Source organism: Mobiluncus curtisii subsp. curtisii ATCC 35241 (assembly GCF_000146285.1).
GTDB lineage: Bacteria > Actinomycetota > Actinomycetes > Actinomycetales > Actinomycetaceae > Mobiluncus > Mobiluncus curtisii.
Window position 1 is genome coordinate 1,157,723 of sequence record NZ_GL385912.1, and the last position, 16,669, is coordinate 1,174,391.

A 16,669-nucleotide genomic window follows, 5' to 3' on the forward strand; every position below is an offset into this window, starting at 1 on the left:
GTCGGCTCGTGTTTTGCTCACATACTCATCAAACGCTGTGGTTTTGGGACTTCAGATCGTTGAGGGAAGCAAAAACTGGGACTTCTGGGACTAGTTTTGGGACTCGGCATAGAGGAGCGTGACGCATATGGGTTTGCCCGAGTTTTGTCGCGCTGTTTACAAGCGGAAGAGTCCCATCACTAACCAGGCAAAATTCGTCCAAGCCGTATTCCAACACGCTGGCAGTGCAGAGCGGTTAGACGACGAGTACGCACGCAAGATCTTTACCGGGGCAAAACCGATCTCCGAACCGCAATACGAGTCATTTCCTACACAGGTGAGCAAGAAATCGTTGCATGATTTCCTTCTTGCCCACCTGAGGCCCCTCCCAAGCACGAAGCGCACGTTGGATGATCGTTGCCAAGAAGTCGGCAAAGATGCCGGACTGCCCTCAACCCTCACTATCGAACCAGAAGCATTCATTTGGGCACTCACAGATTGGTTCGACGCGATCATCCATGACCCAGACCATTGCGATGTCCTTGAACACTGCTACCGACTTCGCCTTGAAGACCAGGAACCAGAAGAAATAAACCCCGCGCCGCAGCCGCTCTATCAAGGAGATCGCGTCGACGTGACGCAACCGCCCGCACTGCAAAAACACAAGCCAGGATTTTGGGTCGAGTTCACTCACACATGGACACTGCGCAACGTTGGCAGCATCGACTGGACCAGTCGGACACTCATCTGTACGAATCCAACAGACCCGCGACTACGACCCGTCGGCACCACACAGATCGCCATTCCTGACAGCCCACCGGCGACAGCGAAGTTCATCAAGATTTCTTGCACGTTTCGGGCGCAAGGCTATGAAGGTGCTGCCTCAAGCCACTGGGAAATGCGCAACCAGGAAGGCGAGAACTGCTTCCCTCAAGCGACTACAACATTCAATGTCAATGCCACAGTTATTAACCCGGATCTTCACGCGATAAGGCAGGAACGATGAGCGAAGCTGAATTAGAAAACTGGGTCACCATGAAAGAAGCGCAAGCCCACCTCGGGGTGCGCCGGGAAACCATCACGAAATGGATAACAACCCATAATCTCCCTGCCTATAAAGTCGGCAGGGTCTGGAAGTTCAAACTCTCAGAAATCGACGAATGGGTCCGCACCGGTCAAGCCGCAGAAGAACCACATCCCAACAACCCTCACGAGCCTAAGGAGGAACGCTAATGCCAGAACTGAACTGGGTCGGCAAAGACAAGGTGATCACCCACCACCTCGACGTTCCCTACCGCGTCCTCGACCGCCAATACTCATATGACGAGCACGGCCAACACGATGGGGACAACGGCTCACAGAACATGATTATTCATGGTGACAACCTCGAAGCCCTCAAAGCTCTACTACCAAAGTACGAAGGCAAGGTTGACTGCATTTATATCGATCCTCCCTATAACACAGGCAACGAAGGCTGGATCTACAACGACGCCGTCAACGACCCACGAATCAAGAAATGGCTTGGCGAAGTCGTCGGCAAAGAAGGCGAAGACCTCTCCCGCCATGACAAATGGCTATGCATGATGTACCCACGGCTAAGACTTCTCCATCGCCTGCTAGCCAGAAACGGATTGATTGCTGTCTCGATAAGTGACACAGAGCTGTCCAACCTAGGCTGCATCATGGACGAAATCTTTGGCCCTGCAAACCGACTTGCTTGTGCGCCAGTGCGCTCTGAACCAAGTGGAGGGAAAGATAAAACGGCCCTGCGAACAGGGCACGAATACATTTTGTTCTACACCAAGGGTGACCAATCAAGTCTTGTCAAAGAAGAGAAGACAACTGGGAAGCTTGACCTCAAGGACAGCAAGGGCCCGTATCGAAAAGGGCGTGAGTTACGAAAGTGGGGTGCAACTTCCGACCGATCAGATCGACCGACGTTGTGGTTCCCCATTACTGCACCCAATGGTGGAGAAGTATTCCCAATCAAGAATGACGGGTCTGACGGCTACTGGCGTTGGAGTCCTGCTCACGCAGGTATGTCAGAGTTATTGGACAATCCTGAGGCTGCTCACTGGGAGAAAACATCATACGACCCAGGGGTTGTTGTAGATGGAGAGACTGAGCGCTGGGTTCCATACGAGAAAATTCGTGACGTAAAAAAATCATTCGGATGGAATACGTGGCTCGATGGCTATGGAACTAACGCCGACGCGACTGCAGTAATCAAGGCAATCTTTGGAAACAAGAAATTCGACACCCCGAAACCACTATCACTAATCGAATGGATTATCGCCCTGCATGGCAACACAGACGGCATCGTCTTAGACTCATTCGCAGGCTCAGGAACGACCGCACACGCCGTGCTTAATTCAAATATGTACGACGACGCAGATAGAAAATTCATCCTCGTAGAGCTCAGCGACTACGCAGAATCAATCACGGCAGAGCGGGTCAAACGAGTGATCGACGGATACCGCACCGATAAGGATGAAGTGCCCGGAACAGGAGGGTCATTCTCTTTCTACGAGTTAGGCGCGCCACTACTTCTCGCAGGTGACTTGAACCCAGAGGTGCCTCTTGAGCGGGTTCGTGAGTATGTGTGGTTCACCGAGACGGGGCAGCCGTTCTCGAATCCGCCCAGTGCCCATCCGTATTTCTTAGGACGGCATGAGGATGCATCGTTGTTTTTCGTATATGAGCCGGATCGGGCAACGGTTTTGGATCGTGACTATCTGGCTTCGATCCCTCCTGAGTGTGCGGCTAGTTCGTATGTGATTTATGCCGACACGTGTTTGTTGTCGGATGAGGAGCTGCGCTCTCTGAATATCACGTTCAAGAAGATCCCTCGGGATATCACCCGTCTCTAAGGAGTGTTGGTTATGGAGTTGAAGAAGTATCAAAACCGGGTGATCGCCGATCTAGAGGATTACCTCACCCAGCTCAACGAGCAGCCTACGCTGAGCGATGCTTTTAAGGTGTTTTGGGAGTCTCGCCAGATTGAGGTTGGCACCCCGCAGATGCCGGGCTACCAGAATGTGATCGATGGTGTTCCGCACGTGTGTTACAAGGTTCCAACTGGCGGTGGGAAGACGTTTTTGGCGTGTGCGTCGGTGAAGCCGATATTTGAGGCTTTGCCGCCGACGCGGAAACAGGCTGTGGTGTGGCTGGTGCCGTCGGATTCGATTTTGACGCAAACCTTGGCGGCGTTGAAGAATCCGGCCCATCCGTATCGGCAGAAGTTGAACGCTGATTTTGGTGGCCGTGTTGAGGTGTATTCGAAAGAAGAGCTGCTAGCTGGGCAGAATTTCAGCCCGTCGACCGTGGCTGAGCAGCTGTCAGTGATGGTGCTCTCGTATGATTCGTTCCGCTCACGAACAAAGGACGGACGCAAGGCATACCAAGCTAATGGGAATCTCGCCTCGTTCGCGACCGCGTTTGGTGCCCCGGAGCAACCGATCGAGAACGCGGATGAAACAGCACTGTTCCAGGTGATTAACCAGTTGAATCCCGTCGTTATCGTGGATGAGTCGCATCACGCGACGAGCTCGTTGAGTCTGGAGATGCTCACGAATTTCAACCCTGCATTCATTCTTGATCTAACCGCAACCCCGAAGCGGCAAGCGAACGTGATCTCGTATGTGGATGCGCTCTCACTTAAGAACGAGAGCATGGTCAAACTTCCGGTCATCGCATACAACCGGGCGTCACAAAAGGATGTCGTTACGGACGCGATCGACCTGCGCCGTTCACTAGAAATCGCTGCTACACAGCAGTATGAGAATGGTGGCGCTTATATTCGCCCAATCGTGTTGTTTCAGGCTCAGCCAAAGACGAGCGAGGACGCTACATCGTTTGAGCGGCTGCGTGACAAGCTCGTCAAGGCGGGTATTCCTGCCGAGCAGATCGCGATCAAGACCGCCGACGTAAACGAGCTTAAAGGCGTTGACCTGCTCAGCAAGGAGTGCCCGATCAGGTTCATCATCACCGTGAACGCGTTGAAGGAGGGCTGGGACTGCCCCTTCGCCTACATTCTGGCGTCGTTGGCGAACAAGACCAGCCAGGTCGATGTTGAGCAGATCCTTGGCCGTGTTTTGCGCCAACCCCACGCCAGGAAGCAGCCGAACACGTTGTTAAACATGAGCTACGTGCTGACCTCTTCAAACGATTTCGGGACCACGCTCAATCAGATCGTTGCGGGGCTCAACAGTGCCGGATTCTCCAAGCGTGACTTCCGCGCAGCCGATCAAGTCGCTTTCGACTTCACTGGCACGAACCAGCCAAGCAAACCCGCCCCAACGTCCCCAGTCCCAGGGGAAGATATGGACGTTGAAGAGTTCCTGGAGTTCAATGAAGAACAGGTTGCAGCTGATTTAGATGCGCGAGAAGAATCCGCTAGTTCACCAGAGCCTTCGGCGGATCCGACGGTTGCTTCGATGATCGAGCAGGCGGCTCAGCAGGGTGCGGACTATGAGCAGGAGGCCGAAGAAGCCGCACAGATGGGTGAGGGCTTCGTGCCTTCAGATTTGGAGGATGCTGTGGACACGAGCTTCGTCAACCACGAATTCGCTGACGAGATCGAAACCCTTCGCCTTCCCCAATTCGTCATCCAAGAACCCGGATCAGCATTGTTCCCGACCGCTCATGAGGGATACAACGAACTTAAGCACGAGGCACTAGCCGGTGACTTTGACTTAAAGACGAAAGACATCGACATTGACCTGTCGACGGCAGACGAGCAGATGTACAAGATCGACGTGCGAAAAGACTCCGAGGTTCCTAAAGCCTTCCGGATGTCGAGTACCGATCAGAAATTCATGCGCGAACACTTCTCGAAACTGAGCGTCGAAGGACAAAAGCGCAACACGGCAATCGCCATCTACGATCGGATCAAACCGATCAATTCGATCACTGACTCTGACTTGCGCGCATACATTGTGCGGATGGTTGAGGCCTTCGGCACCGAGCAGCTGTTGACCTATCAAGAGCACCCGCATGCGGTAGCAAGCAAGGTCAAACAGAAAATTGACGGCCTTTTGGAAGCGCACAAAGTCAAGAGATTCTATGAGGATATCGAGACCCGCCGCGTTGATGTTCAAGCGTTATACGCGTTTCCGAAAGCGATCCAGCCCATTCATGCCTCCTCCCTGATTGGTGGCTCCCTGTATGAGGCCGAAGACAAGATGAACGGCTTTGAGCTCGAACTCGCTGGTCGCTTCTCCGGCATGAACAATGTTCGCTGGTGGCACCGGATCATTGAACGCAAGGGCTTTTGCCTCAACGGTCCGTTCAACCACTACCCAGATTTCGTCGTGATGACCGCTAGCGGCACCATCGTGGTTGTCGAGTCCAAGGGCGAGCATTTGAAGAACGACGATTCTAACCGCAAGATCAGGCTCGGCCGGGCGTGGGCGAACATGTCTGGCAATGACTACCGCTACTACATGGTCTTCGAAGATGGCGTCACTCCGCCTGACGGGGCGGTCACTTTGTCGGAGCTCGTACGTATCCTCGAAAAGCTGTAGGCGGGAAGGACACCTCTTGGGAGAAGACGAGATGGCACAGGCAACGATCACGCCAACGCTGCGCGGCGACACATTCGCGTCCACGTTCACCGAAGTGGCCCATTCGAACACGTTAGGTCTTCGAAACGACGAACAGTTACGCCTGTTCCATCTGTCTATCCAAAACAACCGCTTCGACCACACAGCCCTCATCAAGTTCCTCAAACGCAACGTTGGGCGCTACGTCTTCTCCCGCGCCGAATACGAAGGCTACAAACAGCGAGACGATCTCGAAGAAGTTGCTCTCGACGCGGTAAACCGGATGCGTTCACAACAAGACGGCATGGGGTTAGGTGAAATCTTGCTCTACGTCCTGCTCGAACAAATCCTCGAAGCACCCAAAGTGATGAGTAAGATCGAGCTCAACCAGGCCCGAGGCCAGATCCACAGCCGCTGTGACGCCATCCACCTACTCACACCAGACGGTCAGCGAACCACCAGCAGCATCGTGTTTGGAACCTCCAGCGTGGTCGGCAACATTGGGGATGCCATCACTGCAGCATTCGACCGCGTTGTAGATATAGAACAGAATCGCTCAGACGAGGTTCAGCTCGCCGAGCAAACTGTGTTCACCAAGACCCTCGACCCAGCAACAGCAAACTACGTCAAAGATCTGCTAATCCCGAAGCCGGGTGGGGCACCCGTGTTCGATACCGCTTATTCGATGTTCCTGGGCTATGACATCGGTCTCGATCCGAAGAACTACAGCAACCAGCAGTATCGGGCTGTGCTCGATCAGAAAATGCAGGGAGATATCGCCGCGCACGCCCAAATGATCGCCAACGAAATCAACACCCGAAACTTGGATAATTACTCGTTCTACATCTATGTTTTGCCACTCAACGAAGTAGACGTTGACGCGGGCGCGATCATGGATGGGCTCGTGGGTGGGCCAGGTGGTAGCCATGTCTGACAAGCAAGTAACCGTCGGCGATCTCGTATTTTCTGACATCGACTCCAACGAATTCCTCAAACAGCTGTACGCCAACCTGCTCTACAACTACGGCTTACATCGGTTGGGGCTGGTGGATCGTCAACCATACGACGTGGATCTTGAAGCAGTACTGCGATTCGCTGACCTGCTGTCGAAATCAACCCACCCCACCAATCGTGACCGGCACAGGGTGTGGGCGCAAGAAATCGCGCTCCTGTGCCACATTCTCTACCCACAAGACGCGCGAACGAAAGCATACGTTCCTGCAATCTTCACCACGCTAGGTAACTACCCAGGCCTGAAGCAGTTGGGTGTGACTTCCGATGCGGGCATCCTCGACGCCGCATTCAACGCCTACCAAGCCGAATACCTCACCGTGCCCGGTGATAAGTCGATGAAGTTTTTCGCGCCGCAAAAGAAGATCTACGACCGCCTGAACGACGGCAAGTTTTCCTTCTCGGCCCCAACGTCACTGGGCAAGTCCTTCATCATGCGCACCTTCATCACCAACCAGATCAAATCCGGGGTGACAGCCAACTTTGCGATCATCGTGCCGTCAAAAGCGCTGATCAACGAGACCCGCTCGAAACTGATCGCTGACCTCGGCGAAGACCTTGAACGGCACAACTATCGAATCGTCAGTGCCGCTGGTGACATCGTGCTCGAAGGCGATCACAACTTCATCTTCGTGCTCACCCCAGAACGCTTGCTTTACCTTCTGATCGGCAAACCTGCAATCGAATTCGAGTACGTCTTTTTCGACGAATCACACAAACTCTCAGGCAAGAACAGCCGCGCCCCGTTCTACTACCAAACCGTGACAATCCTTCAACACCGCCACAGACCACCACACTTCATCTTCGCTTCACCCAACATTCCCAACCCAGAGGTATTCCTAAGGCTGGTTGATCCAAACTCTGACGAAAATGAAACCAACGCGGTCGCAACCCAGTATTCGCCAGTCGCGCAATTCAAATACCTCGTCAACCTGCACGAGAACACCATTTCCAGCTACAACGACCACACCCAAGAATTCACGCACCTAGCCTCACTTCAAGCTCAGGACGCTACCGCACAGGGCGTAACCCGATTTGTTAGTGAATCATCACGAGGTTCAGATCATCGTGGGCAAACCATCGTGTTTCATTCTGCCCGGCATCACGCAGTGCAAGCGGCGCGTGACTATGCCCAGGGTTTGGCAGACCTCAACGATAAAGACTTGGACGCTCTCGCAAAAGACATCGAACGCGACGTCCACGAGGACTACTACCTCAGCGGTCTCATCCGTAGAGGCGTCAGCTACCACATCGGCTACCTCCCGCCAGCGATCCGCGAACGCATCGAAGGCCTGTTCCGCGAAGGCAAAATCTCGACACTATTCTGCACCAGCACGCTCCTCGAAGGAGTCAACCTTCCCGCCGACAACCTCGTCATCACAACCAACAAAATCGGCAGAGCAGGAATGACAGCAGTCGACTTCAAGAACCTGATCGGCCGAGTCGGGCGTATCGAGTTCAACCTCTACGGCAACGTATTCATCATCGTGGGCAACCAACTTGCATCCGAGCAAAAGGCCAAGGAACTCCTACAAGCGAACGTTCCTGTACAGAAGCTATCCGTGCAAACTGACTCACAAATTATCAGCAAGAAAATGAAGCAAGGTGTCGTCAAGGATCTACAGGAAGGTCGCATCGAATTCTCCAAAGGGAATGAGAGCTATGAGCGTTATGATATGAAACGCAAATTCGGTCTCATGCTCTTGCGCGACATCACTACCGGACGTCAAAGCCTGGTGCGTGAAGAATTCTCTGACTATCTTGACGAACAGGCTACCAACAGCATTATTGCTACTTTCTCGCGACGCGAAGGCCAACAAGATGACGATATCAATGTCTCCGTTGACCAGGCAGAAGCGCTGACGCACGCAATCCAAGCTGGACTCCAGTATCCACAACTTTCTCCAAAGGGAAAGTTCAGTTACGACGAGACCCTCGCGTTTCTTCAGCGGCTTGCCTCAATCTTCAAATGGCGAATTTACAATCCCGAGACGTTAGGGAGAACAACCAAGGGAAGTGACCAGCTCGCTATGCTGTCCTGGTACACCGTCCTCCTGTTGCAGTGGATGGAGGGACACGGTTTGCGTTCCATCATGAATCGTGCAATCGAGCATCACCGGAAAACTGGAATTGTGTGGATCAATCGGCAACCGAATCGCTACCTAGATTCGAAAGAACACCGAAACCTTGTTTTTAGTGACACGCTTGAAGCTATTGAGCAAGTAATCCTTTTTGAGCTATCGAATTACTTTCTTAAATTCTCCAACGAATACAAGAAGGTCCACGGAAAAGAGCAGTTCGACAACGACTGGTACGAATACGTCGAGTACGGCACAACGAAACAGGAAACCATCCTTCTCCAACGACTCGGATTCACCCGCGAGAGCGCCACTTACATTCGAATCAACGTCTCCAATGCAATCTTCCTTCACGAAGGAAAACCCCACCTGAACCCGATTCTCCTCGAAAGCTCGAACATCAACGTCCGCAAAGAAGCCAACGAAATCAGATACAACGTGCCAGAAGCCTTCTCGATGCCAGATTTCTTGTTCTAACACCCTCGTCTGATACCCGCTAACGCAAGCACTCGCGCAGACCCCCTTAGGTCGAAACGTGCCCCTGCCGCGCGGACGTTATGGCGACGAGCACCAGATCACCGGACCTCCAGCGAGCCAACGAACAACCCCAGAAACGACAAAACCCCTGCTCAACAGGGGTTCAAGGGCTCAAGCGGCTTTTATCATTTTCGACGTCTAAGTATCTGTTTATGCATCGTCTCAAGTTAATTCTCGAGTCACTTTTTCTGTCTGGAGCTCCACCTAAAACAGTCCACAGGACTGTTTCTTAACGGCTCCGCACCACCACGAGCGGCACACACGCTCCGCGCTGCCGCTCCTCTCTCAGGCGGCTCTGTTTATGCATCGTCTCAAGTTAATTCTCGAGTCACTTTTTCTGTCTGGAGCTCCACCTAAAACAGTCCACAGGACTGTTTCTTAACGGCTCCGCACCACCACGAGCGGCACATACGCTTCGCGCTTCCGCTCGTCTCTCAGGCGGCTCCACATCTTTAGTTGATATTCCAACGAAAGCTCAAGCTAGAGGATAATGAGGATTGGCAATTAACGTTCAATTAACGTTTGGCTAACCACACTAGCCATGACTTTTCGGTATCTAAACGTCCATAACTGGACACTAAAACCATGAATGCCACCACTGGAACTAACACCCCGGTCACGGATTCTCTCTATCCCCCTGGCTCCACACAAGAATCGGTTGCCGTCTTTGGATAATACTTTGCAAGGATTCGCGGGTACTGATGTGGAAGTTGTTGATTACCTCGACTGTCACTGTAGAGAATGAAAATGAACCAAAGTCATTTCAATAGCTGCATATTGGCGCGATGAGAATACTCCAGTTCCACTGCCAACTCGACAACACGATTCTTGGACTCTCGGAAATGTTTCCTCGGGATAAACCAATGCCCTCAAAATACTCGGAACGATAACCAGGACTTACCTGGCGACACATTGTGCAAAACGTGGGTAGGTTATTCAGGTTTATTATGCGTCCAAGCACAATTGTGCTTGGAGAATTGGTTACCACCATGGATTTGAATTATTTATTCCCCAATGCCTAATATATATCTGTTCATTCACTCGTGCTTGGAGGGCATATCATGGCCAAGAAAGTAAAAACCATCCTGATAGACGATATCGACAGTTCAGACGCGGCAGAAACAGTCGCTTTTAGTTTGGATAACGTCAATTATGAAATTGATTTAAATGCAGCCCACGCTAAGGAGCTGCGCGACAGCCTGCAGCGTTGGATTGATGCTGGACGTAAAGTTTCCGGTCGTCGCCGCCGCGGCACTACCCCGGCGGTAAATAACGAAGTTCGCGAACTCAACCGTCGCGTGCGCGCTTGGGCTGGTGAAAAAGGAATCCCGGTCAACGACCGCGGTCGCGTCCCGCAAAAACTCATTGACCAATACCGCGACGCCACCGGCGACAAGTAAGAGATATTCTCACCGAAAACTTCATAACTTGTGAGGACTGACCGTCCAGCATATTGCGAAGGAACTTTATTCACGACGCAATAAACAAATTGCCAGGGCGGCCAGTCCTTCCTTATTCCCCGTAAATCCCATGCGATCAGTCGTGGTCGCCGAAAAAGACACAGGTGCTGCCAAAATGTTTCCCAACGCCGCCTCCGCTTCTGCGTAATGCGGACCGAGACGCGGCTCCTGACCGACGACAGTCACGCTGGCGTTAACCACCACCCAACCGGTCTCGTGCAGCATCCGCATCGCCGCACGCAAAAACACTTCCCCGCTGGCTCCGGCATACTCGGGACGCGATACCCCAAAGTTCGTGCCCAAGTCGCCTAACCCGGCTGCCGCGAGCAGGGCATCGGTCAAAGCATGGGCGGCAACGTCCCCATCCGAATGCCCCTCCAGCGGCGCATGGTCGGGAAAAGACAGGGTCCCCACCCGAAGTGGGCGACCCACCACCGGCGCACCGGCAGCAAAACGATGTGCGTCAAAACCCTGACCTACTCGAAAATCCATGCATAAAATCCTAATTGGAATGTCGGTGGTATTTAACCCTTTTGGGTGGTGTATTCCCCTGACCAGCACTTTAGTCTGAGGATGGTAGCGAATTTTGTTCATCCCCAGCGGATACAAGCTAAGGAGGTCAGCCAATCGTGAGCGATGTACAGCTTAAATGTCCGTCCTGCGGTGCTCCCATTAATTTTGATGTGCCCAGCGGCAAGATGAAATGCGGCTTTTGCGGGGCTGCATTCACGGTCGAGGAAGTTAACCAATTCAACGGTATCTCCCAAGCCAACGCGGAACTCGCTGCCGCGCACGCGCAACAGGTGGGGACCACCGGCGCCGCCGGCGGGGCTGGCACCGCTGCGACCCCGGAAACCCAGATTTCCACCACTCCTGCCGAGGGTCACCCCGGCTGGGTGGAACCCCCGCCCACCTATCTGGACGCAGCGACCGGACAACAAATGGCTCAATTCCAATGTAATTCCTGCGGTGGGGAAATCATCGGCTCACCCGACATGGTCAGTGCCCGGTGCCCCTGGTGCAACAACAACTTCGTGGCGACCGGACAGCTGACCAGCACCCGCGTCCCCGACCGGATGATTCCTTTTGCAATGACCAAAGAACAAGCCTTGGCGGCCTTCAAAGCCGAAATGCGCAAGCTGAAGCTCATTCCCAATGAGTTTAAGCAGGTCAGCGTGGACGACATCCAAGGCGTTTACGTGCCTTACTGGCTGTATGACGCAACGGTCACGGGCGAAGGTAACTACCGGTGCGAAACCATCCGCACCTGGACCGATTCTGATTATGAGTACACCGAGCATCGGGAATTCGACGTGTATCGCAGCGCCAACGTTGCTTTCCTGGATGTGCCGGTGGCGGGCACCACGAAAGTGACCGATAAGCTCACGGAATCCATCGAACCTTTTGACTACACCAAATCGGTCGCGTTTTCTCCCGCCTACCTGACGGGCTTCATGACCAACAAATACGACGTGGAAGCGCAAGACGCCAACCCCCGCGCTTTGGAACGCATGAAAGAATCCACCGAGACGGTGCTGCGGAACTCAATCAGCGGCTATAACTCGGTGTCGACCGTCAGCACCTCAATCCAGCCGGCTTTCGGCGAACTTGAATACGTGTTCTTGCCGTTATGGCTGATGAACGTCGATTTCCAAGGCAAAAACTACAACTATGCGATGAACGGGCAAACCGGCAAGTTCGTGGGCACGTTCCCGGTATCCGAGCGCAAGTACTGGGGCGGACTGTTAGGCATCGCTATCCCCCTCGCCATCATTTTTGGCGCCATCTTTATTCCGTTCCTGATGCCGATATTTTTTGATTGAGGTGATAAATCATGAATATCCGTAAGACAATTCTTTATTCCGTGGGCGCACTAGCGGTGGCTCTGGCTTCGTCGGTTGGTTTCGCCCTGCCCACACCGGCGGTCGCAGAAGTCAGCCCTGCCGCGTTTTCCGTATCGGTTGCGTCGCCTGGGGTACCGGCGACGCAGACTCCGCCCCCCGGCCCGGACGATGCCCCGGAAACCAGCGACGAACCGACTGACTCCGCGGACCTGCCGCAGACCGAATTAGGCGACATCATCAAATTCCCTTATGGAGAGCAGTTTCCCTACGTGGGCGGACAGTCGGACGTAAAATCCGCGACGCCTTTCATCCGCGACCACTCCGAGGTGTTTAGCAAGTCAAAGATTGCCGGCTGGGAAAAGCAAATGACCGCTTTGGCAGACAAGTACGGGATTGCGCCCTATATCGTGACCGTGGACGATTTCCGTTATCAAACTCCGCAAAAGTGGGGAGCGAACTACTACAACCTTAATCAGCTTGGTCTGGGGGAAAAGGACGCCAGCGGGGTGCTCATGGTCATTAACCCCAGCTCGCGTGATTTGTGGTTCCTGGGTCACGGGGACGGTGAGCAAGCATTTACCGTCTATGGCATCGAAAAGCTCTATGACCACGTCAAACAACCCTTGGGCGATGACCACTGGGACGACGGCGTGGATGTCTACCTGACCCAGGTGGCGGATTACCTGGAACAATGGAAAGCCGGCACGCCCTACAGTGCGAGCCACCCGCTGCCCCACCCCATAACCCTGGAGTCAACCGCTGCCGGTGTCGCTGGGGCGGCAGCCCTTGGTGGCGGTGCCGGCACCCTGGTGATGCGCCGAATCAGGAAAAAGCACGATACCGCACATTTACAGTGGGGAGCGATTTATTACGTCGTGCCTGGTTCGGACCAGATCACCGGCTCCAATGATGTCTTTGTGAACGAATACATAACCCACGTCGCACGTCCCAAGAGTAGCGGCAGCTCCGGCCACCACGGCGGCTCGTTCAGGTCTGGGGGTACGTCGTTTAGTTCTGGGGGCGGTAAGTTCTAAGTTCACGGTCCCAAGTCCGGTGGCGTGGCGTACATGGCAGCGCGGTGTGTCCGCTGGCGTCGCGCCCCGCCGGCAGCCGCACCACCCATGAACGAACCTCGTCACCGACCTCGTGAACAGGTGCAATGCGCACTGCGTTGGCAACGTCCTGAATAACCGACCTAAGATTGACTCGTGAGTGAGGTTTCGGCGCCACGGCTAACCCGCAACCAGTTTTTTCGACTGGTTGCGGCGGTGGGCTGCGCAATTCTCGCCGCGGTCATTGCTCAACGGTCCCTCCACACCGTCAAGGGGCAAAACTTTGACGGTCTGACTCGGTTTGCGGTCAGCCGCGGCAAACCGTACCTGTTCGGGGCGGACACGGCAGCGCTGGACACGATTTCTATGGGTGCCCTCATCGCTCTGACCGGGGTGGTTTTTTTGATAGCTGCCGCCCGCAAACGCCGCGAACTGGGAATTCGCGTGCTGGTTTTGGTGGCAGGCGCGAACCTGACCACCCAAATCCTGAAACATTGGATCATCCACCGCCCCGCCTTGGGCGTCGACTATCAAGGATTAGCGAACTCGCTGCCCAGCGGACACACCACGGTAGCGATGACCGCGGCAATTGGAATTGTCATGGTCGTCGTGCCCAAGTGGCGTTCTGTGGCGGTGTTTATCGGCTGGCTCACCGGCAGTTTTGTCGGCATCGCCGTGATGCTCAACCAGTGGCATCGCCTCTCCGACGTGCTCACCGCCATTCTGATCGCGGCGGCGTGGGGCTTGGTGCTGACGCCCCGCGAAGCTACCAATCGTCGTTTTGGTCATACCCATCGCGTTACCCTGTTGGTTTCCCTGGTCGCCGCCCTTCTCGGGGCACTCGGAATAGCTGCGGTATGGCTGCGAATGACCGACGTCCCCCTGTCTGAAGCTGCCTTGCAGGCGACTGCCCGGACCTCACTCGGTCTAGCGACTGCCGGAGCTTCTGTCCTCACCATCCTCGGTCTGAGCGGTCTGGCCTTGGCTATGGTAAACACACAAGCCCGCCATTAAACCGGGTCGGGACGATTTCACCCTTTTGGGTGGTTACTGACACGCAGGACACCGTTAGCCTGAGGGGGTCTGTTCTATCAGGAGGTAACCATGATTGTTTCTATCCCCAGTTTCCCCTCTCTGTTCAGTCGTGTCGGGGCAGGATTCGCGGTGAGTGCCCTGGCTCTAGCCGGTTTAATGGTTCCGCTAGCACAAGGGGCGGAATCGGGTGAGACTCAGACCAATCTCGGCTGTCTCGCTCAGGACCGCTTGGGAGGCCAAAACGCCATCGAAACATCTGGTCTGGTGGCCGCCCAGGCTTATCCGGAGGGCTCCCAAAAATTCCTGGTGGCCTCCGCGCGCAACCCCGTTGACGCTCTGCCAGCCGCAGCCCTAGGTTGGGGTCCCGTACTGCTGACCGATGGCCTCAACTGGGATTTGCACACCCTCGCCACTCTGAACACTGCCTACATTGTCGGAGGACCGGGGGCGGTACCAGCATCGGCAGAAATGTTCTTTGCTGAACATGGGATTGAACACCACCGGATTCAAGGCGTAAACCGCCATCAGACCGCCGCAGCTATTGCGGAGTCCTGGGCTTCTACCAATGGACAACCAGAATACGTGTATGTCACCCGCAATGCTGGTGCTGGTTCTCCGGATGCCGTGGCGGCCGCCGGGGTGCGTAACGGACCGATTTTAACCTTCACCACTCCGGCTAGCCGGCAAGCCGCAGCGGCAAAAATCCACTCTCTGAAACCGCGAGGCGGGGTGGTCATCCTGGGTGGTGCTGGTGTGGTCAGCGATGCCGAAGCCCAGGTCTTGGCCGGTGGTCTGCCCTGGCAACGCCTGGGCGGTCAAGACCGTTACGAAACGTCTTGGGTCATCGCCAACTGGATACTGCAATCTAAATCCCGCTCCCATATCTATCTGGCCAGCGGTCACGCTTTGAAAGATGCCATGGTGGCAGGGGCTTTCAATGACGGGGTTATCTTGTTGACACCACCCGATGGTTCCCGCATTTTCCAGTGGGCTAATGAAATCAACGCCGATGGCATCACGGTTATCGGGGGACGCGGTGTCGTTTCTGACACAGCCGCGCATAACGCGGCTTGTGGCAAGACCCCGGGAGTGGACGAAAAAGTGGTAGCGAACCTGCTGTACCCGTCAACGGAACACGTTTGCACCACAGAAACTTGGGATAGTTTGCACAGCCGGGGATTGATTCCGTCCATGCCCTCTGCGCCCAATGCGTGCTGGATGCCGCGCGACCGGATTAACGAGCAAGTGAAAATCGTTCGACAATCAGATTTTGACCAAGACGGTTTCGGTGATGCTGTGGTCTACCTGTATAGCAACGACGGAACCTCAGTGTACCTGGTTCTATACAACGCTTACGATCCAGCACATCCCTACGTGGCATATCTGTGGGGAGGCAATGGCGACTGGGATTTCCGCATCACGGACGATCCCTTTGCCACGTTTGACCTGATTGCCAACGGCGAGGTGGTCCGCAACCTAGCTGTCATCCGTAACCACGGGGTCCCCGAAATGCTAGAACCGGTTGGTTAGGTGGCGTTGCTATGAATCCCTCGAGAGCTGTAGCTCGGCTTGCGCAGGTGATGGGGCTTCACAAACCCCCCGCCGTCACTTTTCGTTGCAACTCAGCCCAAAGGTTTGTGCGCCCTGATAAAATTGGCAAACCGCAGACGGCAGGACTTTGCCACAGTCACAGACCGGAACCTCCCCGCAAGATTTGGAACGGGCACTGCGCCGTGGCTGGTTTTGCTTGACCACGGATCGGCGCGCGGCTCAATCCCCCGCGGGTCCCTCAGCCCATTACGCCCCCGCCCCCACGCTCACCGCACAAATCGGCATCTGGCAACGCAGCCCCAACGGCATCAACGGAACTTCGCCGCTAGTGGCGCAACCCCCCGGTTTCTTTAGCCCCCTCGACTATCCCTCTACGAACCCGGCTTTTCGGAAACAAATCCACGCCGAAACAGTAACTCACCTGAACAATTACGAGGAATTTATCTGGAATGCCAGCCTCTACAACGACACCTACGGCGGGTCTTGGGGATGGGAAAACACCAACGAAGCCTACGAACTGGGAGGATTCATTGCCCTGCTGGTTTTCCTGAGTTTCTGGGCAGGGTGGCGGTTCTGGAC

12 protein-coding genes are annotated in these 16,669 nt (G+C 54.6%); 11 read left to right on the top strand and 1 reads right to left on the bottom strand.

What is annotated here, in order from left to right:
* Nucleotides 1-127 precede the first annotated feature (127 nt).
* The 7 genes from HMPREF0574_RS05115 to HMPREF0574_RS05145 all read left to right on the top strand — a co-directional run bounded on the left by HMPREF0574_RS05115 (nt 128) and on the right by HMPREF0574_RS05145 (nt 10,548).
* Nucleotides 128-985 (top strand): NBR1-Ig-like domain-containing protein, encoded by an 858-nt coding sequence (locus tag HMPREF0574_RS05115; protein ID WP_004007640.1) that lies wholly within the window; start codon nt 128-130, stop codon nt 983-985.
* Entirely contained in the window at nt 982-1,212 is a 231-nt protein-coding gene (locus HMPREF0574_RS05120) for a helix-turn-helix domain-containing protein (RefSeq protein ID WP_004007641.1), read from the top strand. Before HMPREF0574_RS05115 ends, HMPREF0574_RS05120 begins: the two co-directional genes overlap by 4 nt.
* Nucleotides 1,212-2,849 carry a site-specific DNA-methyltransferase gene (locus HMPREF0574_RS05125; protein WP_004007642.1) on the top strand — a complete coding sequence of 546 codons (1,638 nt, stop codon included), beginning with the start codon at nt 1,212-1,214 and terminating at the stop codon, nt 2,847-2,849. The genes HMPREF0574_RS05120 and HMPREF0574_RS05125 overlap by 1 nt, the downstream gene beginning before the upstream one ends.
* 12 nt (nt 2,850-2,861) lie before the next feature.
* Complete coding sequence (locus HMPREF0574_RS05130; protein ID WP_004007643.1) at nt 2,862-5,504, top strand: DEAD/DEAH box helicase; 2,643 nt, start codon at nt 2,862-2,864, stop codon at nt 5,502-5,504.
* 16 nt (nt 5,505-5,520) lie between these two features.
* Entirely contained in the window at nt 5,521-6,456 is a 936-nt protein-coding gene (locus HMPREF0574_RS05135; RefSeq protein ID WP_244854188.1) for a HamA C-terminal domain-containing protein, read from the top strand.
* On the top strand, nt 6,449-9,088 hold the full coding sequence (locus HMPREF0574_RS05140; RefSeq protein WP_236585806.1) for a DEAD/DEAH box helicase: 2,640 nt from the start codon (nt 6,449-6,451) through the stop codon (nt 9,086-9,088). The genes HMPREF0574_RS05135 and HMPREF0574_RS05140 overlap by 8 nt, the downstream gene beginning before the upstream one ends.
* 1,121 nt (nt 9,089-10,209) lie before the next feature.
* Nucleotides 10,210-10,548, top strand: a complete 339-nt coding sequence (locus HMPREF0574_RS05145; RefSeq protein WP_004007647.1) for a histone-like nucleoid-structuring protein Lsr2 — start codon at nt 10,210-10,212, stop codon at nt 10,546-10,548.
* 66 nt (nt 10,549-10,614) lie between these two features.
* Here the strand turns inward: HMPREF0574_RS05145 and ispF are convergent, their stop codons facing one another.
* Nucleotides 10,615-11,202: a 2-C-methyl-D-erythritol 2,4-cyclodiphosphate synthase gene (gene ispF, locus HMPREF0574_RS05150; RefSeq protein ID WP_004007648.1), complete on the bottom strand. Its 588-nt coding sequence runs from the start codon at nt 11,200-11,202 to the stop codon at nt 10,615-10,617.
* Between the two features lie 35 nt (nt 11,203-11,237).
* Here ispF and HMPREF0574_RS05155 point away from each other — a divergent pair, with 35 nt between their 5' ends.
* The 4 genes from HMPREF0574_RS05155 (at nt 11,238) to HMPREF0574_RS05170 (ending at nt 16,069) form a co-directional block, all read left to right on the top strand.
* Nucleotides 11,238-12,431: a TFIIB-type zinc ribbon-containing protein gene (locus HMPREF0574_RS05155; RefSeq protein WP_004007649.1), complete on the top strand. Its 1,194-nt coding sequence runs from the start codon at nt 11,238-11,240 to the stop codon at nt 12,429-12,431.
* Between the two features lie 11 nt (nt 12,432-12,442).
* Nucleotides 12,443-13,486 carry a TPM domain-containing protein gene (locus tag HMPREF0574_RS05160; RefSeq protein ID WP_004007650.1) on the top strand — a complete coding sequence of 348 codons (1,044 nt, stop codon included), beginning with the start codon at nt 12,443-12,445 and terminating at the stop codon, nt 13,484-13,486.
* A 174-nt stretch (nt 13,487-13,660) separates the two neighbouring features.
* Entirely contained in the window at nt 13,661-14,518 is an 858-nt protein-coding gene (locus HMPREF0574_RS05165) for a phosphatase PAP2 family protein (RefSeq protein ID WP_004007652.1), read from the top strand.
* A 90-nt stretch (nt 14,519-14,608) separates the two neighbouring features.
* The gene (locus tag HMPREF0574_RS05170; RefSeq protein ID WP_004007653.1) at nt 14,609-16,069 is read left to right on the top strand and encodes a cell wall-binding repeat-containing protein; all 1,461 of its coding nucleotides are present in this window, start codon (nt 14,609-14,611) and stop codon (nt 16,067-16,069) included.
* Nucleotides 16,070-16,669: the final 600 nt, after the last annotated feature.

What these genes read in the sequence shown, in the direction of transcription:
- ispF (WP_004007648.1), bottom strand. Translation starts at nt 11,202, where the DNA reads ATGAACAAAATTCGCTACCATCCTCAGACTAAAGTGCTGGTCAGGGGA.
- HMPREF0574_RS05125 (WP_004007642.1), top strand. Translation starts at nt 1,212, where the DNA reads ATGCCAGAACTGAACTGGGTCGGCAAAGACAAGGTGATCACCCACCAC.
- HMPREF0574_RS05115 (WP_004007640.1), top strand. Translation starts at nt 128, where the DNA reads ATGGGTTTGCCCGAGTTTTGTCGCGCTGTTTACAAGCGGAAGAGTCCC.
- HMPREF0574_RS05145 (WP_004007647.1), top strand. Translation starts at nt 10,210, where the DNA reads ATGGCCAAGAAAGTAAAAACCATCCTGATAGACGATATCGACAGTTCA.
- HMPREF0574_RS05160 (WP_004007650.1), top strand. Translation starts at nt 12,443, where the DNA reads ATGAATATCCGTAAGACAATTCTTTATTCCGTGGGCGCACTAGCGGTG.
- HMPREF0574_RS05120 (WP_004007641.1), top strand. Translation starts at nt 982, where the DNA reads ATGAGCGAAGCTGAATTAGAAAACTGGGTCACCATGAAAGAAGCGCAA.
- HMPREF0574_RS05170 (WP_004007653.1), top strand. Translation starts at nt 14,609, where the DNA reads ATGATTGTTTCTATCCCCAGTTTCCCCTCTCTGTTCAGTCGTGTCGGG.
- HMPREF0574_RS05140 (WP_236585806.1), top strand. Translation starts at nt 6,449, where the DNA reads ATGTCTGACAAGCAAGTAACCGTCGGCGATCTCGTATTTTCTGACATC.
- HMPREF0574_RS05130 (WP_004007643.1), top strand. Translation starts at nt 2,862, where the DNA reads ATGGAGTTGAAGAAGTATCAAAACCGGGTGATCGCCGATCTAGAGGAT.